Raw genomic sequence first — 21,409 nt, 5'->3', positions numbered from 1 at the left:
ACGCATATCCAAACACCTCAGATTTGAGCGCTATCATAGCGCCCGATTGAAGTGTCCAAAATCATTAGGCCAGTTCAGCTTGCCCCCGATGAGGGAGTGTCAGTAATACATCTTTGACTGATACACCGCTATCGGGGGCAAGCCCCCTCCCACAGTGGATTTTCAGTGATTTGAGAGAGGGGTTATTCGGCGGGAAGTGTCAGGCGCTGGCCGGCCATCAACAGCGACAAACGGCTGAGGCTCATCCACGGCGAACCGGCCGCCTGGCCCTTGATCTGCGCATCAATGCGTTGCGCTTCAAGCAAAAGCTGCGCCCAGCGTTGCGCCGAATGCCGTTGCAGGGCTTTGCTCATCAAGGGTTTGCGCTTGTCCCACACCGGCGGTTTGGCCTGGCTGAAGGCTTTGTCCAGCGGCGTGCCCTGGCTGTATTGCAGGGCGATGTTGGCCAGCACCCGCAACTCCCGGGCCAGGGCCCAGAGAATCACCGGTGGCTCGACGCCTTCACCGCGCAGGCCTTCCAGCATGCGCAGGGCGTGGGCGGGTTCGCCATTGAGGATCGCGTCCACCAGTCCGAACACATCAAAGCGCGCGCTATCCGCGACGGCGCCTTGGACGGTCTCGACGGTAATCTGCCCGTCTTCGGCCATCAGCTTGAGCTTTTCGATTTCCTGGGCGGCGGCAAGCAAGTTGCCTTCGACTCGGGCGGCGATCAGTTCCACTGCGTCCTGGGTGGCCGACAGCCCTGACTGAGACAGGCGTTGGCGAATCCACTGCGGCAACTGGTTGCTGTCCACTGGCCATATCTGGATGAACTGGGTTTGCGCCCCTTCCACCAGGGCCTTGCCCCATTTGGTTTTCTGCGCGCTGCCGTCAAGCTTGGGCAGGCTGATCAGCAAGACCGTGTCTTCGGCAGGCCGTGAGCAGTATTCAATGAAGGCGGCCGCGCCCTTGTCACCCGGCTTGCCCGACGGCAAGCGCAGTTCCAGCAGGCGTTTTTCGGCAAACAGCGACATGCTCGCGCCAGCTTGCAGCAACGTGCCCCAGTCGAAACTGGCGTCGGCGCTGAACACCTGGCGTTCATCGAAACCTTGCTGGCGCGCGGCGGTGCGAATTGCGTCGGCGGCTTCCTGGCACAGCAGCGGATCATCACCGCTGACGATGTAGACAGGCGCGAGGCCACCTTGCAGGTGTTTGGCGAGTTGGGCGGGGGCGAGTTTCATAGGCAGGGCGAACGGGGCGTTTGAAGCGCCCCGTCTGGCTTACTCGACAGGTACTTCAACAGGCGATTGTTTCGGCGTGTTGTTTTCATACTCTTGCGCGGCTTTCAGTGCGTCGGCATCCGCCTTGGCCTTGTCGTCAGCGCGTTGCTGCAAGGTCTCGAGTTGTTCCGGGGTGATCATCGACAGGCGCAGGACCATGCGCTGTACCAGCTCACGACGCATTTCCTTGCGCACCTGGATGATTTCGGAATCCGAACCCACGAGGTTGTTGCCGTCGTGGCTGACGATTTTCTGCACCTGGATGTTGTCAGCCATCAAGGGCAGGTGGTCGCGGCCCTGGATTTCAAAGTTGAGCTGGGTGCTCAGTTCGATATCGGACGCACGCCCGGCGCTGGCGTAGCTCAGGTTGCGCTGGGTTTCTTTTTCATTGACCAGGAACAACTTGTACGTCGCGCCGGTGTAGACGTGAACGCCGCTGTTTTCCAGGACCTGACGCAGCTGCGTGACTGTCTGGCTGTAGGCGTCGCGGGCGCTGACGTCCAATTCCTTGATCGTCAGGTCAGTGGTGCCGGTGCCGCGCAGCTGGAAGCCGCAAGCGCTCAACAGCACGGCAAGGCCCATCACCAGCAAATTGCGTTTGATCATTTTGTTGCTCCCCTTGAAACCATGTGGGCCTTATCGAGGCCCTGAAGGCTTTGTTCGGCGCAGGGCTCAAGCCCCGCGCCCGATCCGATTAGCTAGCGACGATATTGACCAGTTTGCCAGGCACGACGATCACTTTGCGGATCGTCAGGCCTTCGGTAAAGCGCAGCACGTTTTCGTTGACGCGGGCAGCCGCCTCGACGTCTTCGCGGCTGGCGGTGGCCGGCATATCGATCTGGCCGCGCAGTTTGCCGTTGACCTGGATCACCAGTTGCAGCGTGTCCTGTACCAGGGCGCTGTCATCCTGCACCGGCCAGCGCGCATCAATGACGGCGTCGCTGTGGCCCAGGCGGTTCCACAGGTCGTGGCTGATGTGCGGCGTGATCGGGGCCAGCAGCAGGGTGACCGTTTCCAGGCCTTCCTGCACCAGCGCACGATCCTGTTCAGTGGCTTGTGGCGCTTTTTCCAGCACGTTCATCAGCGTCATCACTTGGGCGATGGCGGTGTTGAATTTGTGGTTCTGGCCCACGTCCTGGCTGGCTTGCTTGATGGCCAGGTGGATGCTGCGGCGAATGAGTTTCTGCTCGTCGCTCAATGCGGCCACGTCCAGTTTGCCTGGCAGGCCCTGGCTGATGTGGGCGTGCGCCAGGCGCCAGACGCGCTTGAGGAAGCGGTGCGAGCCTTCGACGCCGGAGTCGGACCATTCGGCGCTCATGTCGGGCGGCGAGGCGAACATCATGAACAGGCGGCAGGTGTCGGCGCCGAACTGATCGATCATCGACTGTGGGTCGACGCCGTTGTTCTTCGACTTGGCCATCTTCTCGGTGCCGCCGATTTCCACCGGCAGGCCGTCGGCGATCAGTTTGGCACTGATGACCTTGGCTTTGCTGTCGCGCTCGAGCTCGACGTCGGCCGGGTTGAACCAGGTGTACGCACCATTGGCTTCACGGCGATAGTAAGTCTCGGCGACTACCATGCCCTGGGTCAGCAGGTTCTTGAACGGCTCATTGGAGCTCACCAGACCTTCGTCGCGCATCAGCTTGTGGAAGAAACGCGCGTACAGCAGGTGAAGGATGGCGTGTTCGATACCACCAATGTACTGGTCCACCGGCAACCAATGGTCGGCCGCGGATTTTTCCACCAGGCCACCTTCATAGTGCGGCGAGGCGTAGCGGGCGTAGTACCACGAGGACTCGACGAAGGTGTCCATGGTGTCGGTTTCACGCTTGGCAGGCTGGCCGCATTTCGGGCAGCTGCATTCGTAGAACTCGGGCATGCGTGCCAGTGGCGAGCCAGCGCCGTCCGGCACCACGTCTTCCGGCAGGACGACCGGCAATTGGTCTTCCGGTACTGGCACGTCGCCACAGCTTTCGCAGTGGATGATCGGGATCGGGCAGCCCCAGTAGCGCTGGCGGCTGATGCCCCAGTCGCGCAGGCGGAACTGGGTGCGCGAGGCGCCGAGGTTTTTCTTGATAAGTGCGACTTCGATGGCGTCGAAGGCGCCCTGGAAGTCCAGGCCGTCAAACTCGCCGGAATTGATCAGCTCACCGTGCTCGCCGTAGGCGTCTTGCCACGGGGCCGGGTTGGTGTCGCCCGAGCTGGTGCGCACCACGGATTTGATCGGCAGGCTGTACTTAGTGGCGAATTCGAAATCGCGCTCGTCGTGGGCCGGCACAGCCATGACTGCGCCATCGCCGTAGTGCATCAGCACGTAGTTGGCGACCCAGACCGGCAGCTTTTCACCGGTGAGTGGGTGCTCGACGAACAGCCCGGTCGGCAGGCCTTTTTTCTCCTGGGTGGCGACGTCGGCTTCGGCCACGCTACCGCCTTTGCATTCGGCGATGAACGCTTGCAGCTCAGGGTTGTTCTGGGCGGCCTGGGTGGCCAGCGGGTGTTCGGCGGCCACGGCGACGTAGGTCGCGCCCATCAAGGTATCCGGACGGGTGGTGAAGACTTTGAGTGCGCCCGCTTCGCCGATCGAGTCGACGTTGTACGGGAACTGCACTTCCATGCCCTTGGACTTGCCGATCCAGTTGCGTTGCATGGTCTTGACCTGCTCGGGCCAGCCCGGCAGGTCGTCAAGGCTCGACAAGAGTTCATCCGCGTAGGCGGTGATCTTGAAGTAGTACATCGGGATTTCGCGCTTTTCGATCAGCGCGCCGGAACGCCAGCCGCGCCCGTCGATCACTTGCTCGTTGGCCAGGACGGTCTGGTCGATCGGGTCCCAGTTCACGGTGCCGCTTTTTTTGTAGATCACGCCTTTTTCGAACAGGCGAGTGAACAGCCATTGTTCCCAGCGGTAGTAGTCCGGCTTGCAGGTGGTCACTTCGCGGGACCAATCCACCGCCAGGCCCAGGCTGCGCAGCTGGTTCTTCATGTAGGCGATGTTTTCGTAGGTCCACTTGGCGGGGGCCACGTTGTTTTTCATCGCGGCGTTTTCCGCCGGCATGCCGAAGGCATCCCAACCCATGGGTTGCAGGACGTTCTTGCCTTGCATGCGCTGGTAGCGCGAAATCACGTCACCGATGGTGTAGTTGCGCACGTGCCCCATGTGCAGCTTGCCGCTGGGGTAAGGGAACATCGATAGGCAATAGAAAGTCTCCTTGCCTGGCTGTTCACTGACTTCAAAGGACTTCTGCTCGTCCCAGAAGGTTTGGGCGGCATTTTCTATTTCACGGGGCTGATATTGTTCGTGCATGGCTACTTTTGAACTGAATAGGGGTGGCCTAATCCTCTTCGGTGCATGGCTCGGGTTGATCGACACCAAAAAGCGGCGCGTCCGTGCCCAAACCCTGCGGGAAGTGGAGTTACAGGAAGCGCCGTAGCATACATGACCCCACTCTATCGAGGGAAACCCTGATTGCGCAGGCAGGGCCGTCTGTCGCGGCGCCAGGCAGGTACAGCCACGGGGGCTACGCTGTTTATTGGGGAGTGAGTCATATCTTCAATGAGGTGAGGGGATGGTTGAATCGCAGCGAATCGTATCGAAACCGGATATCTACGAAGGACTGATCGACCGATTGGGTCGTGCATTGGATGCAGCGAGGACGGCGGGCCGATTGCGTGATGAACGACCTGTCGAGTTGGAACTGCGCGGCTTGAGCCGTGCGGAGCTGGAACTGATCAAGGCTTATCTGGAACGCAATGGGTGCAGCGCGCCTCCTTGGGTGGCAACCCCGCCCATCAAGGAGCCTACGCATTCAGCCAAGGTGGTGTGGCTCAAGGACTTGTCGGCCGGTCGTGGCCCGGAAAAGCTCCGGTCCGCCCGCTACAAGTAATTCATTGCCCCCCTGAACGGCATCACCGCCATTTCACTGTAAAGATTGTCGCTAAACCCCGTTACACCTTAGGCTTCGGGCATCTATGGAGATGCCCGATGCCTATTCGTTATTTCATCAAACAACTGCTGCTGCCGCCCGGCATTTTCTTGCTGCTGCTGGCGTTTGCCTGGTGGTTTCGTCGCAGCCGCCCGCGCTTGGCGGCTGGCTGCTTCGCCCTGGGTTTGGGGGGCATGTGGCTGATCAGCCTGCCGGTGGCGGTGGAATGGGGCGCACGGGCGCTGGAAAGCGAGCCGCCGTTGGCCCGTGAGGACTGGTCGACCCTGGCCCAGCGCGCCGATGCCATCGTGGTCTTGGGCTCGGGGCGTGAACGCGGTGATCCGGCCTGGGGCACCGACCAGCCCACGGGTATCGGCCTGGAGCGCCAGCGTTATGCCGCACGATTGGCCAAGGCGTCCGGGCTGCCGGTGCTGACCACCGGCGGCCTGCATTACGGCACGCCGCCCAGTGAGGCGGCGTTGATGGCGGTGTCGATGCAGGATGACTTTGGCGTGACGGTGCGCTGGAAAGAAGAGCGCAGCCGTACGACCTGGGAAAATGCGCAGATGAGCGCCGAGATCCTACTGCCCGAGGGTATCAAGCGCGTGGTGGTCGTTACTCAAGCCTGGCATATGCCGCGTTCGGTGTGGAGCTTTGAGAAGGCCGGCTTTACCGTGGTGCCGGCACCCGTGGGTTTCCTGGGCGTGGACAACGCCAGGCCGCTGGGCGGGTGGATGCCGGAGTTCAAGTCGGTGTGGCAGAGCGGGCAGTTGATCAATGAAGCGGTGGGGCAGATAGGCTACCGGTTGTTTTACCGATAACACCGCAAATCCAAATGTGGGAGGGGGCTTGCTCCCGATCGCGGTCTATCAGTATCGGAGGTACCGACTGACATTCCGCTATCGGGAGCAAGCCCCCTCCCACATTAAGCTCGATTTGATTCTGTCAGACGGTTTTGGCCATCCGGCCCGCCAGCAATGCCCAACCAAACAACCCCAGGCACACGATGATCAACGGCCATGAACGCCATTGCAGGTACGGCGTGAGGTTGTGCATTGGCACGACTTCTCCGTAGAGGATGCCTCGCTCGAATTGCGGGATTTGCGCGGTGATCTGCCCAAAAGGGTTGATCAGGCCGGTCACGCCGTTGTTGGTGGCACGGATCATCCAGCGTCCGGCTTCCAGCGCACGCATCTGCGCCATTTGCAGGTGCTGCAGGGGACCGATCGAGCGGCCGAACCAGGTGTCGTTGCTGATGGTCAGCAGCAAATCGCTCTGGGCTGACAGCCCGGCAGCGAATTCCGGGTACACCACTTCGTAGCAAATGAACGGCGCAATCTGATAGCCCTTGGCCTGGAGCATCGCCTGGTCGGACGGGCCGCGCGCGAAGTCCGACATCGGCAGGTCGAAGAAGGCAATCAGGCCGCGCAGCATGTCCTGCAGCGGCACGTATTCACCAAAGGGCACCAGCTTCTGTTTCAAGTAGGTACCGTCGCCTTCGCCGACCACGGTGATGCCGTTGAAGTAGCGCTTCTGGTGGTGCACTTCCTGGCGGATCGGTACGCCGGTGATCAGCGCGGTGTGCCGGTCGGCGGCGAACTTGCCCATCATGCCCAGGTAGCCCTCGACGGACTCCTTGAGCACCGGCACCGCTGTTTCCGGCCACACCAGCAAATCGACACGCTTGGAACTGAAGCTCATGTCGCGATACAGCGCGAGCTGCGCGTTGAGCTGCTCCGGGTCCCATTTCATGCTTTGTTCGACATTGCCCTGAATGGCCGCCACGCTCAGCGGCGCGCCAGACGGGCTGGTCCAGGCGTGATGCTTGAGTGCCAGGCCGATCGCCCAGGGCGCTACCAGCAACACCAGGCCTGCGCCAATAAACGCGTTGCGCTTAGTGGCCAACAGGCGCGGCAGGTTGCACAGCAGCGCTGCGGTGAGCGCCAAGGCAAAGGAAATCAGCCACATGCCGCCCACGGGCGCCAGGCCAGTGAGGGGGCCGTCGAGTTGGCTGTAACCGGAGTACAGCCACGGGAAACCGGTAAGGAACCAGCCGCGAAATGCTTCCTGGCCGACCCACAACGCGGCAAACGTCAGCGCATCCGCCAACGGCGCCTCATTGCGGCGCAACCAGCGCGCCCACAGCCAGGCGGGCAGGGCGAAGAACCAGGCAATCGCGGCGGTAAACAGCAGCATCAAGAAGCCAGCCAGCAGCACCGAGGCGCCGCCGAAATGGTGGATGCTGTAGTAGATCCAGCTGGTGCCAGCGCCAAACAGGCCAAAACCGAAGCACCAGCCACGGCCCAGCGCCTGCCGAGGGCTCAATTCACGCAGCCCTACATAGAAGAATCCGACCGCTACCAGTGCAAATGGCCACAGATCGAACGGCGCCAGCGCCAGTGTAGTGATAGCACCGGCCACCACGGCCAGCACATTACCGGGCCAGCCGGGAGCGGTGAGACGGCGCATTTCAGTCCTTAGCGAGCAATAGGTGTCAGGCGGATCAAGTGAATCCGGCGGCTATCGGCATTCAGGATGCGGAAGCGATAAGCGCCGATTTCGGTGGTTTCGTTACGTTTTGGCAGATGGCCAAACGCACTCATCACCAAGCCGCCGACGGTGTCGAACTCGTCGTCGGAGAATTCGCTGTCGAAGAACTCGTTGAAGGTCTCGATCGGCGTCAATGCCTTGATCAGGAAGTCACCGCTGGGCAGTGGCTTGATGTAGCTGTCTTCTTCAACGTCGTGTTCGTCTTCGATGTCGCCGACGATCTGTTCCAGCACGTCTTCAATCGTGACCAGGCCCGCCACGCCACCGTATTCGTCGATCACAATGGCCATGTGATTGTGGTTGGCGCGGAACTCGCGCAACAGCACATTCAGGCGCTTGGACTCAGGCACGAAGGTGGCCGGACGCAGCAGGTCCTTGATGTTGAAGCTGTCGCCATTCTCCTTGAGGATCAGCGGCAGCAGGTCCTTGGCCAGCAGGACGCCCATGACGTCGTCATGGCTTTCACCGATCACCGGGTAGCGCGAGTGCGCCGAGTCGATCACGGCCGGGAGGAATTCCCGTGGAGTCTGGGTCGCCTTGATGCTGATCATCTGCGAGCGCGGGACCATGATGTCCCGTACTTGCAGGTCAGCCACCTGGATGGCGCCTTCGACAATGGCCAGCGCTTCGCTGTCCAGCAACTTGTTCTGATGGGCCTCGCGCAGCAGCTCAAGCAGCTCCTGGCGGTTTTTCGGCTCGTGGGCAAAAGCCTGGGTCAGTTTACCCAGCCATGACTTCTGCCCGTTGCTCGATCGGTCTTCGCTCATAGCGATTACTCTGAATCCTTTATTGTTACAGTTGAGTGTTTTTAAGCGTCGTCGTCTGCATACGGGTCCGGATGACCCAATTCTGCAAGCAACGTTTGTTCCAGTGTTTCCATTTCCTCGGCTTCGTCATCGTCTATATGGTCGTAACCCAAGAGATGCAAGCAGCCGTGGATGACTAGATGAGCCCAGTGGGCCTCAAGTTCCTTGCCCTGTTCCTTCGCTTCGCGCTCCACCACCTCGACACAGATGACCAAGTCGCCCAGCAACGGGATATCCAGCAGTTCATCCGGCACGTCGGCGGGGAAGGACAGCACGTTGGTCGCGTAATCCTTCTGGCGCCAGGTGTGGTTCAGCTCGCGGCCCTCGGGCTCGTCGACCAGGCGAATGGTCAGTTCCGAGTCGGCGGTGCGCTGGCGCAGGGCCAGGGCGCACCATTCACGGAACTGTGCTTCGCTGGGGGCGGGCGCTTCGGTGGCCAGCTGCAGGTCTAGCTCAAGCATCGCGGCGCACGTCCTTGGCCGGCGCATCGTCGCGATGGTCGAAGCGCTCGTAGGCTTCGACAATACGCTGCACCAGCGGATGGCGGACCACGTCCTTGGGCATGAAGTGCGTGAAGCTGATGCCCGGTACGTCCTTGAGCACCTCGATCACCTGGGCCAGGCCCGACTTGGTGCCCTTGGGCAAGTCGACCTGGGTGACGTCGCCAGTGATCACGGCGGTAGAGCCGAAACCGATCCGGGTGAGGAACATCTTCATTTGCTCGACCGTGGTGTTCTGGCTTTCGTCGAGGATGATGAAGCTGTTGTTCAGGGTGCGCCCGCGCATGTAGGCCAGCGGGGCGATCTCGATCACCTGGCGCTCGATCAGCTTGGCCACGTATTCAAAGCCGAGCATCTCGTAGAGTGCGTCGTAGAGCGGGCGCAGGTACGGGTCGATCTTCTGGGCCAGGTCGCCGGGCAGGAAGCCGAGCTTTTCGCCCGCCTCGACCGCCGGGCGCACCAGCAAGATGCGGCGCACTTGCTCGCGCTCCAGTGCGTCGACCGCGCAGGCCACGGCCAGGTAGGTCTTGCCGGTACCGGCGGGGCCGATGCCGAAGTTGATGTCGTTGCCGAGGATTTCCTTGACGTACTTCTGCTGATTCAAGCCGCGCGGGCGAATCATGCCTTTTTTGGTACGCAGGGCCACGCTGGCTTCGGCCACAGGATTGTTGGCCAGGTCTTCCACTGCCGATTCCTGCAGGTACAGGTGCACCGTTTCCGGCGACAGTTCACTGCCTTTGGTTTCGCGGTAGAGACGGCGCAGCAGGTTTTCTGCGGACGTGGTGTGTTGAGGTTCACCAATGAGCTCGAACTGATTGCCGCGGTTGCGGATCTCGATGCTCAGGCGTTGTTCGATCAGGCGCAGGTGCTCGTCGAACTGTCCGCACAGGTTGGCGAAACGGCGAGCTTCAAAAGGCTCGAGGAGAAAACGATGGGGTTCTACTATGGGTGCGTTCAAGGTCGCTTTTAGCCGCCCTTTGGCTGTTGAGGTGAAATAGAGAATAACGCCAGAGGCGCGGGTACGAAAGCACTTATCTAACCCTGATGCCATGCAGTTCAAATGTGGGAGGGGGCTTGCCCCCGATAGCGATGTGTCAGCAATAAATGTGTGATCTGATTCGCCGCCATCGGGGGCAAGCCCCCTCCCACATTGACTCGGTGTTAATCAGGTCATTATTGCAACAACGACCCACGCAACGAATGGGGCTGAGCCGCATCGATGTGCACATCGGCAAACTGGCCGATCAGGGTCGGATTGTCGCAACGGAAGTTGACGATTCGGTTGTTCTCGGTACGGCCCTGCAGTTCACCCGGGTCTTTTTTCGAGTAGTCGGTGACCAGGATGCGTTGGGTGGAACCGACCATTTGTCGGCTGATCTCGAAACCCTGCTGGTTCAAACGATGTTGCAAGGCGTTGAGACGCTCTTTTTTCAGCGCTTCCGGGGTTTCATCCACCAGGTCGGCCGCCGGGGTGCCGGGGCGCTGGCTGTAGACGAACGAGTAGGAGAAGTCGAAACCGACGTCTTCGATCAGCTTCATGGTCTGCTGGAAGTCTTTCTCGGTTTCACCGGGGAAGCCGACGATGAAGTCCGAGCTGATGCAGATGCCCGGCACCGCCGCGCGCAGTTTGCGCAGTTTGGACTTGTATTCCAGTGCGGTGTGGTTGCGCTTCATCGCTGACAAAATGCGGTCCGAACCCGACTGCACCGGCAAGTGCAGGTGCTTGACCAGTTCCGGCACTTCGGCGTGGGCCTGGATGAGGCTGTCGGAGAATTCCAACGGGTGCGAGGTGGTGTAGCGAATCCGTTCGATACCGTCCACCGCTGCGACCACGCGGATCAGCTCCGCCAAGTCGGCCAGGCGGCCGTCCTGGGTCAGGCCGCGATAGCCGTTGACGTTCTGGCCCAGCAGGGTCACTTCGCGCACGCCGTTTTCGGCCAGGTGGATGATTTCCGACAGCACGTCGTCAAATGGCCGGCTGACTTCCTCGCCACGGGTGTAGGGCACCACGCAGAACGTGCAGTACTTGCTGCAGCCTTCCATCACCGACACATAGGCGCTCGGCCCGTCGATACGCGGCTCGGGCAAGTGGTCGAACTTTTCGATTTCCGGGAACGAGACGTCAACCTGCGGCAGCTTGGTGATACGGGCGGCGTCGATCATTTCCGGCAGTCGGTGCAGGGTCTGCGGGCCGAAGACCACGTCGACATAGGGCGCGCGGTCGCGGATCGCAGCGCCTTCCTGGCTGGCCACGCAACCGCCGACGGCGATCACCATGTCCGGGTTGGCCAGCTTCAATTCGCGCCAGCGGCCCAGCTGCGAGTACACACGGTCCTGGGCCCGCTCGCGGATCGAGCAGGTATTGAGCAGGATCACGTCGGCATCTTCGGCGCGGGCGGTGACTTCCAGGGCCTGGTGTTCACCCAGCAAGTCGACCATGCGCGAGCTGTCGTACTCGTTCATCTGGCAACCGTGGGTTTCGATGTAAAGCTTCTTGGCCATGGGAATCGTCAACTGGTGGTAAAGAACCGCGCATTATAGGGGTCATGCCCATCGGTTCCTAGCGCTGTGCATCGGGTGCCATGCTATAGTTCGCGCCCTCTTTTATATCCCCCATGTGTTCCTCGCCCACCATGACCAAACGTGAAGCTCCAATCTATAAGGTGATTTTCCTCAACCAGGGCCAGGTGTTCGAAATGTACGCCAAGCAGATCTATCAGAGCGATCTGTGGGGTTTCCTGGAGGTGGAAGAATTCGTCTTTGGCGAGCGCACCCAGTTGGTCGTCGACCCGGGCGAGGAGAAGCTCAAAGCTCAGTTTGAAGGCGTGGTGCGCAGTTTTGTGCCGATGCATTCGATTGTGCGCATCGATGAAGTCGAGCGCCTGGGCACGCCGAAGATCAGCGAGGCGCGGGGCACCAGCAATGTGATGCCGTTTCCGATGCCGATGCCTGATAAGTAAAGTTCATTGTAAATTTGTAGGACGCTTCTGAAATGTTCCTGTTGTGCATGGACATTCTGCTGGAAAAGTAGCAGTTTTCGTCTGTGCGCCGAGGGCGTCATAGATGCATTAATAATAAAACGCCTCGAAGTTTCCCTTACTTCAGCACAGTTACATCTCGCCATTAGTTAACACCGAGTTTCTTAATCACGCAGTCATTTACGAACGTACCTGTTCGGGAGTAGCCCTGTGCGCGATCCTCGCTATGACATCCTGTTTGAACCGGTACAAATCGGCCCGGTTCGCACCCGCAATCGCTTTTATCAAGTTCCCCACTGCAATGGCATGGGCCATGTGCATCCATTGGCCATGGCACGCATGCGTGGGGTAAAAGCCGAAGGCGGGTGGGGCGTGGTCTGTACCGAGGAGTGTGAAATCAGCCCGCTGAGCGAGTTCTCTCCCTACATAGAGGCGCGCTTGTGGGATGAACGCGACATCCCGGCACTCGCGCGGATGTGTGAGGCGGTCCACCAGCACGGTTCGCTGGCCGGTGTCGAGTTGGCGTTCAATGGCTACTCCGCCCCCAACCGCTACAGCCGTGAAATCCCCTGGGCACCCTCCCATACGCCGGTGCGTGGTTACGACCCCGTACAGGCGCGGGCCATGACGCGTGCCGATATCCAGCAGTTGCGCGCCATGCACCGCGCGGCCGCACTGCGGGCGCGGGAGGCAGGTTTTGACATCATTTATGTGTATGCCGGGCATGACCTGAGCGTGCCGTTCCATTTCCTCACGCCTCGCAACAATCGGCGGACCGATGAGTACGGCGGGGTGTTGGAGAACCGCGTGCGGCTGCTGCGCGAGCTGATTGAAGACACCCGCGATGCGGTAGGAGACCGGTGTGCTGTGGCGGTCCGCCTGGCGGTGGATGAGCAGACAGCGGGTGGCTTGAGTCGCGAGGGCGAAGGCGCTGAGATTTTCTCGATGTTGGCGGACTTGCCGGATTTATGGGATGTGAATGTCGCCGATTGGTCCAACGACAGCATGACGTCGCGCTTTGCCCCGGAGGGGTACCAAGAGGCCTTCCTGTTGGGGCTCAAGGCGCTGACCCGCAAGCCGGTGGTCGGTGTTGGGCGGTTTACCTCGCCGGACACCATGGTCTCCCTGGTCCGCCGCGGCGTACTCGACCTGATTGGCGCGGCCCGCCCTTCGATTGCCGATCCTTTTTTGCCGAAGAAGATTGAAGAGGGGCGCGCGGAGGAAATTCGTGAGTGCATAGGCTGCAATGTGTGTGTCAGCAGCGACCACACCAGCACGCCTTTACGTTGCACCCAGAACCCGACCATGGGCGAGGAGTGGCGACGCGGCTGGCACCCCGAGTCGGTCCAGCGAGCGCATCAGCCTGGGCGCGCGCTGGTGGTCGGCGCCGGGCCCGCAGGGCTCGAGTGCGCACGGGTACTGGGAGCGAGGGGGATGGATGTAGCGCTGACCGACAGCCTGCGCACGCTGGGTGGGCGTGTGGCGCTGGAGGCTCGCCTCCCCGGACTGGCGAGTTGGGCACGGGTTATCGACTATCGACTGGATGCCCTGAGCCGCCTGGCGTCGGTCGAGATTTATCGGGAAAGCCCCTTGCAAGTCCAGGACGTGCTCGATTTCGCGGCCGAGCACGTGTTTATCGCCACCGGCTCACACTGGCGGCGGGACGGCTTGGGACGCGCCCTGCGTCATCCGTTACCGGGCCTGGAGTGCCTGCCCGTGCTGACGCCGGACGACGTGATGGCCGGTGTGTTGCCGCCGTCACCGGTGCTGCTGTTCGACGATGATCACTATTACATGGGCAGCGTGCTGGCCGAGTATTTGGTGGCGCGGGGTGTGGAGGTGATCTTCGTTACGCCGGCGGCGGATGTGGCGACCTGGACCCATAACACCCTTGAGCAGCATCGCATCCAGCGTCGCCTGCTGGAGTTGGATGTCACGATCCTCGCGTCCCACACGCTGGTCGGCGGCATGCCGGAAGGCGTGATCGCCGGGTGTGTCTACACCGAGCGAACCCGCTTCATTCCCGCAGCGTCCTTGTTGTTGGTCACCTCGCGAGCGCCCGAGCAAGCGTTGTATCAGGCGTTGCATAACGCCCCCGAACAGATGCGCGCGGCCGGTATCACCACGCTGACGTTGATCGGCGACTGCGTGGCGCCGGGCACCCTTGCAGCAGCGGTGTATTCAGGGCATCGCATGGCACGAGAGTTTGATATGCCTGCTGATTCCTTAGTTGTACGTCGAGAGATTCCTTTTATCGAAGTGTAGTCAGTCCTGCTGTTTCATTAATAACGAGGAATACAATAATGAAAAAAATACTCCTGATGTTATTCGTCACACTGTTTATAAACACGCCTCTCTTTGCCAACGAATATACGGTAATACGTTTCGGTGTTGATCCCAACTACGCCCCGTTTGCTTACAAGGACAGTAAGGGAGCGTTGACAGGTTTCGAAGTTGATGTAGGCACTGCCATTTGCAGTAACCTCAACGTTCGTTGCCAATGGGTCGAAAGCGACTTCGACGGCCTGATCCCCAGCCTGAACGCCGGCAAGATCGATGCGATCCTGGCTTCAATGACGGTCACTGACGCACGACAGAAGGTGATCGATTTCTCCTCGGAGGTTTTTTCCAGCCCCACCGCCATGGTGTTCCGCCCAGGCACCGAGTTGTCCAAGGGCAAGGCCGTAGGCTATTTGCAGGGCAGCACCCAGGAAGCCTACGCCCGGCAAGTGCTCGCCAAACAAGGCATGAGGATCGTGGCTTATGCCGATCAGGAGCAGGTGTATGCCGATCTGGTGGCGGGTCGTTTGCACACTTCACTGCAGGATGCCCAGCAGGCGCAGAGCGGTTTTTTACACTCCGACCAAGGTGCGAAGTTTGTACTGGGGCCGTTGATTGAGAGCGAACTGATGCCTTCCAAAAGTGCCATCGGCATCGCCAAAGGCAATCAGGCCTTGAAAACCCTGCTGGATAAAGGGCTGGCGGCGCTACACGCTGATGGTACTTATGCCCGGCTGCAAGAGCAGTATTTCCCGGGTGTGAGCATGTTCAGCGGCCAATGACCGGCGAGGGCGCAAAATGCTACCCACTTTTACGCAATTCGCCGCGACCCTGGACGGTTTTGCGCCGCTGTTATTGCGCGGTGTCTGGGTCACGCTGCAACTGGCGTTGCTGTCACTGCTGCTGGGGCTGGTCTTCGGCTTGCTGGGGGCCGGCGCCAAGTTGTCCAAGGTCAGGACCTCGCGCATCTGCGCACAGCTCTACACCACCCTGATCCGTGGGGTACCGGACCTGCTGTTGATGTTGTTGATCTTCTACGGGCTGCAAACAGGCTTGAGTCGTCTGACAAAGGCGGCGGGCTGGGTCTACATCGAGATCGACCCTTTCAGCGCTGGCGTGCTGACCCTGGGGTTTATCTACGGCGCCTATTTCACAGAAACCTTTCGCGGCGCCTTGCTGGCCGTGCCCCGCGGCCAGTACCAGGCCGCCAAGGCCTTGGGGATGACCTTCAGCCAGGGTTTTGTGCACGTAATATTCCCTCAAATGATGCGCTTCGCCCTGCCTGGGCTGGGCAATAACTGGATGGTTTTGCTCAAGGCCACTGCGTTGGTGTCGATCATCGGCTTGGCGGACTTGGTCAAAGTGGCCCAAGTGGCGGGCAAAAGCAGCCAGCAGTTGTTGGCCTTTTTGCTACTCGCAGCGTTGATCTACTTGGTGCTCAGCAGTGTTTCAAACGCCGCATTGCGCTGGCTGGGGCGCCGCTACGGCGCCGGTGTGCAGGAGGCATCATAATGATTGAGCTGATCCAGGAATACTGGCGACCATTCCTCTATTCCGACGGTCAACAATTGACCGGCCTGGCCATGACCTTGTGGCTGACCAGTGCCTCGCTGTGTTTCGGCCTGCTGCTGGCATTGCCGTTGTCCATTGCCAGGGTGTCGTCCCGGCGTTGGCTGCGCTGGCCGGTACAAAGCTTTACCTACCTGTTTCGCGGCACGCCGCTGTATATCCAGTTGCTGATCTTCTACACCGGTATCTACAGTATTGCCGCGGTGCGTGAGCAGCCGCTGCTGGATGGTTTTTTCCGCGAAGCACTGAACTGCACGCTGCTGGCGTTCGCCCTTAACACCGGCGCCTACACCACGGAAATACTGGCGGGCGCCATTCGTGCGATGCCGCGCGGTGAAATCGAGGCCGCGCGATCCCTGGGGTTTGACGGCTGGAAGCTCTATGTCCACCTGATCATGCCCTCGGCCTTGCGCCGCTCATTGCCGTATTACAGCAATGAAGTGATCTTCATGCTGCATTCCACCACGTTGGCGTTCACGGCCACGGTGCCGGACATCCTCAAAGTGGCCCGGGATGCCAACGCCGCTACCTTCCTGACCTTCCAATCATTTGGCCTCGCCGCAGCCCTTTACCTGTGCATCACCTTTGCCTTGGTCGGTCTGTTCCGCCTGGCTGAACGGCGTTGGCTGCGCTTTCTTGATCCCGGCCGATAGGGGACCGATATGCAGACTCAAGTGCACGCATTACTGGCGGCTGTGCCGGGTACGGCGCGGCAGATCCATAGCTTTCATTACGGCCCCCTCCATGCGGCGGGCAAGGTCTACCTCCAGGCGGCGCTGCACGCCGATGAACTGCCGGGGATGCTGGTTTTATCGCACCTCAAGCAGCAGCTCGCGTATCTGGAGGCGGCCGGGTTGTTGCGCTGGTCGGTCGTACTGGTGCCGATAGCCAACCCGCTGGGGTTGGAGCAAGTGTTGATGGACGTACCGCAGGGACGCTTCGATAACGACAGCCGGGAGAACTTCAATCGGTTCTTCGTGGATGTCAGCCAGCAGGTCGGTGATTGCGTGCAAAGCCTGTTGACTGATGAGCCAGCCGGCAATCTGCAATTGATCCGTTCGGTCCTGAGGCAGACGCTTACCCGCCAAGTGCCGGCGACGTCATTGCAATCCATGCGCTTGGCCCTGCAGGCGCTAGCCTGTGACGCCGATATCGTGCTGGACCTGCATTGTGATTTCGAAGCCGTACAGCACTTGTATCTTTCACCGGATTTCTGGCCACAGGTGGAGCCCTTGGCCCGCTACCTGGGGGCTAGAGCCTGCTTTCTGGCAAAAGAAGCCGGTGGGCAATCGTTCGATGAGTGCTTTACGTTGTTTTGGGCGCAGATGCAGGCGCGTTTTGCCGGGCGCTTTGCGGAGCCAGGGTTCGCCGTGACCTTGGAATTACGCGGTGTTGCCGATGTGGACCACGGGCTGGCGCGTCAGGATTGTCAGGCGTTGATCAACTACCTGATTCAGCGCGGTGCCATTGATGGCCAGGCGCCGCAGCTACCGCCATTGCTCAGCCCGCCCACACCGCTGGCGGGCGTTGAGCCGGTGATGAGCCCGGTGGGAGGCTTGATCGTGTTTTGCGCGAAGGTGGGGGATTACCTGGCGGCGGGGCAAGTCCTGGCGGAGATTATCGATCCGATCACCGACCGCGTGACGCCCATTGCGTGCAGGCGTGAAGGGCTTTTGTATGTCAGGTCCGTGCGGCGAATGGCGACTGCGGGTATGACGATTGCCCATGTCGCAGGCACGAAGGCTTACCGGCAGGGGTATCTGTTGTCGCCTTGATAATCAGGGCAGGGGGGAGAAGGGCGAACGCCCATCCGCGCTCTGCAGTTCTTGCAGGTAATTACGGAAAATCTGGCCGAGTACCTGGGTCGCCACTTCGAGTTCATCGCGCTGCATGTGCTCGGCCACTTCGTCGGCCGTATCCAGCGCATCTTCCGCACCGTTGACCGCCGCCATTTTCAGCACGATATACGCTTGGACGTTATTGGCCGGTACGCCTTCGCCTTTGAAGAACATGTTACCCAGCTCGAATTGCGCTTGCGCATGGCCCTGCAACGACGCTTTCTCGAAGTAGCTCAAGGCTTTGTTGAGGTCGCGTGCAGGGTTTTTGCTGTCGTGGAAGTACTCGCCCAACTCGTATTGCGCTTGCGCATCCCCGCCGTCAGCCTGTTTCTGGCACGCGCTCAGGGATTCGGCCTGGCTGTCTGGCTGGGTATTGAGGGTGCAGCGACCCATCGCTGGGATTAACAACGAGTTGCCGCCTGCTTGTGCATGTGCCAGCAGCGGCTGAAGGAGCAACAGGCAGCCCAGAACCAGGGTGCGGCCGGTGCGTTTCATGGGAATCGACTTACCTCTGACGGGGCACGCGGACCCTCGTGGGATCCAATAAGCGCGCATTATGAAATAAGCAGGCCTCTGCTTACAAAGTCTTTACTCGTTTTTCTGCTGGTTGGGCAAGTTATCTGCCGGATTGCAGGTAATTTCTCGAAAAAACTCGGAAAGCTCTGTAGGCAAAGTAGCAAATCAGACACCGTTTGGGCGGTGTCTGATTTTTGCGGCCAATTATTTCAGTGCGGCGAAGGCGCGTTCAGCGGCGTCGAGGGTCAGTTTCAGCTCGGCGTCGCCATGGGCGATTGAGGTGAAGCCGGCCTCGAAGGCGCTCGGCGCCAGGTACACGCCGCCTTCCAGCATCAGGTGGAAGAAGCGTTTGAACAGGTCGGCATCGCTGCCCATCACGTCATCAAAGGTGACGATATCGTCGGCACCGCTGAAGTACAGGCCGAACATACCGCCCGCCTGGGTGGTAACAAAGGGGATACCGGCGGCATCGGCGCGCTGTTGCAGGCCGTCGAGCAAGCGCGTGGTGTAGTCGGTCAGCTCGGCGTGGAAGCCTGGACGGCTGATCAGGCGCAGGGTGGTCAGGCCGGCGGCCATCGCCAGCGGGTTACCGGACAAGGTGCCGGCCTGGTACACCGGGCCCAGCGGCGCGATGTGCTGCATGATCTCGCGTTTACCGCCGAAGCAGCCCACTGGCATGCCGCCGCCGATGATCTTGCCGAAGGTGCTCAGGTCCGGCGTGACGCCGTAGTGAGCCTGGGCACCGCCGAGGGCGACACGGAAACCGGTCATCACTTCGTCGAAAATCAGCACCACGCCGTGCTTGTCGCACTGCTCGCGCAGGCCTTCGAGGAAACCCGGCGCCGGCGGTACGCAGTTCATATTGCCGGCCACCGGCTCAACGATTATGCACGCCACGTCCTGGCCCACTTCATTGAGCATCTGCTCGACAGCGGCGATGTCGTTGAACGGCAGGGTCAGGGTGTGTTTGGCAAACGCCGCCGGGACACCGGCCGAGCTCGGCACGCCCTGGGTCAGTAGGCCGGAGCCGGCTTTCACCAACAGGCTGTCGGAGTGACCGTGGTAGCAGCCTTCGAACTTGATGATGCTGTCGCGGCCGGTGAAACCACGGGCCAGGCGGATCGCGCTCATGGTGGCTTCGGTGCCGGAGCTGACCATGCGCACCATTTCCATCGACGGCACGATGGCGCACACCAAGTCCGCCATTTCGGTTTCCATGGCGGTCGGCGCACCGTACGACAGGCCGTGTTCCAGCTGCTTGCGCACCGCGTCCAGCACGTCCGGGTGGCTGTGGCCGAGGATCATCGGGCCCCAGGAACCGACGTAGTCGACGTAGCGTTTGTCATCTTCGTCGGTGACGTAGGCGCCTTCGGCATGCTTGAAGAACAGTGGCGTGCCGCCGACGCTCTTGAACGCACGCACGGGGGAGTTCACACCGCCGGGGATGTGTTTCTGGGCATTGGCAAACAGCGTTTCGGAACGGGACATGAGGGGGCTCTCTAAACTGAAATTTTAAGCAGATCGTTGAACGCGCGAGCGCGGCGCGTGACTTCCTGCGTACTGTCGGCGCCAAACAGGCCGTGCACCACCGCCAGCAAGTCGGCGCCGTGCGCCACCAGCGGTTCGGCGTTCTCCAGGGTGATGCCGCCGATTACGCAGATTGGCAGCTGCACGCGCGCACGGGCCTGGGCCAGCATCTCGACCGTGGCAGCCGGAGCGCCGGGCTTGGTGTTGGAATTGAAGAAGCGGCCGAAGGCGACGTAGCTGGCGCCTTCCTTGGCGGCCTGCTCGGCCAGTTCGATCTGGCTGTGGCAGGTCGAGCCGATAATGGCTTTGGAGCCCAGCAGTGCGCGGGCCGGGGTCAGTGGGCCGTCGGTCTGGCCCAGGTGCACGCCGACGCCGAGGCGCGCGGCCAGTTCAGCGTCGTCGTTGATGATCAGTTGGGTCTTGTAGCGCGAGCACAGCTCCCGCAGCTTTTCGGCTTCGCGCAGGCGGCGGGCTTCGTCGCTGCTTTTGTCGCGGTACTGCAGCAGGGTCACGCCACCGTCCAACGCCGCTTCGACGTAGGCGAGGAATTTGCCGGCCAACAGTTGGCTGTCGGTAATGGCGTAAAGGCCACGTAGTTTCATCAGGCAGGCCTCGTGCTTTTAAGAGCAGAAATCCAGCGGCAACCGGCGCGGTACAAACTGGCCCTGGCCGAGTTGTTCAGCGTCACGCAGGGTGCGCCAAGTGTAGTTGAGTGCCGATTGCACGGCGCTGACCAAGCCTTCGCCGTGGGCAATCCGACCAGCCAATGCACTGGCCAGCGTGCAGCCCGAACCATGATAGCTGCCGGGCAGGCGCTGGCAGGTAAAGGTCTGGCGCGTGCCGTCGCGGCTGTATAAGCGGTTGTGCACTTCGTGCTCGTCGCCGTGGCCGCCGGTGATCAGCAGGTGCTTGATATACGGCAGCAGCTTCTCGGCGCATTCGTCCGCGGTGCCTTCAGGCAGTTCAGCGAGGATGCGCGCTTCGGGCAGGTTCGGCGTGGCGATCAGCGACAGCGGTAACAGCCGCTCGCGCATCGCATAGCCGACTTCGTCCTTGCCCAGGCTGCCGCCGCCGCCGGCACGCAGCACCGGGTCGCATACCACCGGCAGATGCGGATGCGCCTGCAGCAGCTCGACCACGGTGTCGACCATCGCGGTGGAGCCGAGCATGCCCAGCTTGACCGCCGCCACGTCCGAGTCGCTGAGCACGGCATTGGCCTGGGCCAGTACCCACTCGCGGTCGAGCACGCGGAAATCGCTGACATTGACGGTGTTCTGCACGGTCAGGGCGGTGACGGCCGGGGCCGCATGGCAACCCTGGGCGAGCAGGGCTTCGATATCTGCCTGCAAGCCGGCGCCACCACTGGGATCATGGCCGGAGAGACAGAGGACAACGGGGCGAGAGCTGTAGGTATTCATGGTGCGCGAGCTTACCACCAAACGCTTTTGGCGGGGCCGTCTGGCGATGGTTGAATTTTGTCCGGATTACCGCGCTTTTTTGGCACGGTGCTGGCCGTTAAAACCGTCTGGGACGCTTGTTCTAGAGCCTTTCAAAAAATTATTTCAATGGTGTCCAATAGCCTTTAATGGCTATGCTAGAGTGGATCCAAACGACTAACTGTATGACCGGTGTACGTCATCTCAAAAGGAATGGGGGGGCTTTTTGA

The 21,409-nt window shown here is 60.8% G+C and carries 20 protein-coding genes; 8 read left to right on the top strand and 12 right to left on the bottom strand.

From position 1 onward, the window contains the following. Positions 1–182: 182 nt before the first annotated feature. From holA to leuS, 3 genes are all read right to left on the bottom strand, one after another. Positions 183–1,220 carry a DNA polymerase III subunit delta gene (gene holA, locus AO064_RS08195; protein ID WP_064052972.1) on the bottom strand — a complete coding sequence of 346 codons (1,038 nt, stop codon included), beginning with the start codon at positions 1,218–1,220 and terminating at the stop codon, positions 183–185. Positions 1,221–1,259: 39 nt separating this feature from the next. Beyond that, complete coding sequence (locus AO064_RS08190) at positions 1,260–1,865, bottom strand: LPS-assembly lipoprotein LptE (protein WP_064052971.1); 606 nt, start codon at positions 1,863–1,865, stop codon at positions 1,260–1,262. A gap of 88 nt (positions 1,866–1,953) precedes the next feature. Beyond that, positions 1,954–4,560, bottom strand: a complete 2,607-nt coding sequence (leuS, locus tag AO064_RS08185; protein WP_064052970.1) for a leucine--tRNA ligase — start codon at positions 4,558–4,560, stop codon at positions 1,954–1,956. 262 nt (positions 4,561–4,822) lie between these two features. On the opposite strand from leuS, the gene AO064_RS08180 reads away from it, so the two are divergent. Together AO064_RS08180 and AO064_RS08175 are read left to right on the top strand one after the other, a co-directional pair. Next, entirely contained in the window at positions 4,823–5,140 is a 318-nt protein-coding gene (locus AO064_RS08180; protein ID WP_064052969.1) for a hypothetical protein, read from the top strand. 98 nt (positions 5,141–5,238) lie between these two features. After that, positions 5,239–6,000, top strand: coding sequence for a YdcF family protein (locus AO064_RS08175; protein WP_064052968.1), 762 nt, complete (start codon positions 5,239–5,241; stop codon positions 5,998–6,000). Between the two features lie 124 nt (positions 6,001–6,124). Here the strand turns inward: AO064_RS08175 and lnt are convergent, their stop codons facing one another. The 5 genes from lnt to miaB form a co-directional block, all read right to left on the bottom strand. Next, positions 6,125–7,648 carry an apolipoprotein N-acyltransferase gene (lnt, locus tag AO064_RS08170; RefSeq protein WP_064052967.1) on the bottom strand — a complete coding sequence of 508 codons (1,524 nt, stop codon included), beginning with the start codon at positions 7,646–7,648 and terminating at the stop codon, positions 6,125–6,127. Between the two features lie 8 nt (positions 7,649–7,656). Then, complete coding sequence (locus tag AO064_RS08165) at positions 7,657–8,496, bottom strand: HlyC/CorC family transporter (RefSeq protein WP_064052966.1); 840 nt, start codon at positions 8,494–8,496, stop codon at positions 7,657–7,659. A 41-nt stretch (positions 8,497–8,537) separates the two neighbouring features. Further along, the gene (gene ybeY / locus AO064_RS08160; RefSeq protein WP_046036575.1) at positions 8,538–8,996 is read right to left on the bottom strand and encodes an rRNA maturation RNase YbeY; all 459 of its coding nucleotides are present in this window, start codon (positions 8,994–8,996) and stop codon (positions 8,538–8,540) included. After that, complete coding sequence (locus AO064_RS08155; RefSeq protein WP_015886050.1) at positions 8,989–9,993, bottom strand: PhoH family protein; 1,005 nt, start codon at positions 9,991–9,993, stop codon at positions 8,989–8,991. The genes ybeY and AO064_RS08155 overlap by 8 nt, the downstream gene beginning before the upstream one ends. A 215-nt stretch (positions 9,994–10,208) precedes the next feature. Further along, a complete protein-coding gene (gene miaB, locus AO064_RS08150) occupies positions 10,209–11,537 on the bottom strand; it encodes a tRNA (N6-isopentenyl adenosine(37)-C2)-methylthiotransferase MiaB (protein WP_015886049.1) in 1,329 nt (442 codons plus the stop codon). 131 nt (positions 11,538–11,668) lie between these two features. Here miaB and AO064_RS08145 point away from each other — a divergent pair, with 131 nt between their 5' ends. The 6 genes from AO064_RS08145 (at position 11,669) to AO064_RS08120 (ending at position 17,637) form a co-directional block, all read left to right on the top strand. Next, on the top strand, positions 11,669–11,995 hold the full coding sequence (locus tag AO064_RS08145) for a DUF1820 family protein (protein ID WP_064052965.1): 327 nt from the start codon (positions 11,669–11,671) through the stop codon (positions 11,993–11,995). Between the two features lie 228 nt (positions 11,996–12,223). Beyond that, entirely contained in the window at positions 12,224–14,278 is a 2,055-nt protein-coding gene (locus tag AO064_RS08140; protein ID WP_064052964.1) for an oxidoreductase, read from the top strand. A 38-nt stretch (positions 14,279–14,316) separates the two neighbouring features. Then, complete coding sequence (locus tag AO064_RS08135; RefSeq protein ID WP_064052963.1) at positions 14,317–15,075, top strand: transporter substrate-binding domain-containing protein; 759 nt, start codon at positions 14,317–14,319, stop codon at positions 15,073–15,075. 16 nt (positions 15,076–15,091) lie between these two features. Then, complete coding sequence (locus AO064_RS08130) at positions 15,092–15,805, top strand: ABC transporter permease (protein ID WP_064052962.1); 714 nt, start codon at positions 15,092–15,094, stop codon at positions 15,803–15,805. Further along, a complete protein-coding gene (locus AO064_RS08125; protein WP_064052961.1) occupies positions 15,805–16,515 on the top strand; it encodes an ABC transporter permease in 711 nt (236 codons plus the stop codon). Before AO064_RS08130 ends, AO064_RS08125 begins: the two co-directional genes overlap by 1 nt. 9 nt (positions 16,516–16,524) lie before the next feature. Beyond that, on the top strand, positions 16,525–17,637 hold the full coding sequence (locus AO064_RS08120; RefSeq protein ID WP_064052960.1) for a succinylglutamate desuccinylase/aspartoacylase family protein: 1,113 nt from the start codon (positions 16,525–16,527) through the stop codon (positions 17,635–17,637). A 3-nt stretch (positions 17,638–17,640) separates the two neighbouring features. Here AO064_RS08120 and AO064_RS08115 read toward each other — a convergent pair whose 3' ends face one another. The 4 genes from AO064_RS08115 to AO064_RS08100 all read right to left on the bottom strand — a co-directional run bounded on the left by AO064_RS08115 (position 17,641) and on the right by AO064_RS08100 (position 21,161). Beyond that, positions 17,641–18,195: a tetratricopeptide repeat protein gene (locus tag AO064_RS08115; RefSeq protein ID WP_015886048.1), complete on the bottom strand. Its 555-nt coding sequence runs from the start codon at positions 18,193–18,195 to the stop codon at positions 17,641–17,643. Positions 18,196–18,420: 225 nt separating this feature from the next. Further along, positions 18,421–19,704: a glutamate-1-semialdehyde 2,1-aminomutase gene (gene hemL, locus AO064_RS08110; RefSeq protein WP_015886047.1), complete on the bottom strand. Its 1,284-nt coding sequence runs from the start codon at positions 19,702–19,704 to the stop codon at positions 18,421–18,423. Positions 19,705–19,715: 11 nt separating this feature from the next. Continuing rightward, positions 19,716–20,345, bottom strand: coding sequence for a thiamine phosphate synthase (gene thiE / locus AO064_RS08105; RefSeq protein WP_015886046.1), 630 nt, complete (start codon positions 20,343–20,345; stop codon positions 19,716–19,718). An 18-nt stretch (positions 20,346–20,363) separates the two neighbouring features. After that, positions 20,364–21,161 carry a hydroxymethylpyrimidine/phosphomethylpyrimidine kinase gene (locus AO064_RS08100; protein WP_064052959.1) on the bottom strand — a complete coding sequence of 266 codons (798 nt, stop codon included), beginning with the start codon at positions 21,159–21,161 and terminating at the stop codon, positions 20,364–20,366. Positions 21,162–21,409: the final 248 nt, after the last annotated feature.

Origin of the sequence: Pseudomonas marginalis (genome assembly GCF_001645105.1) — a bacterium.
GTDB lineage: Bacteria > Pseudomonadota > Gammaproteobacteria > Pseudomonadales > Pseudomonadaceae > Aquipseudomonas > Aquipseudomonas petroselini.
This window is presented reverse-complemented; position numbering and strand designations above follow the sequence as displayed.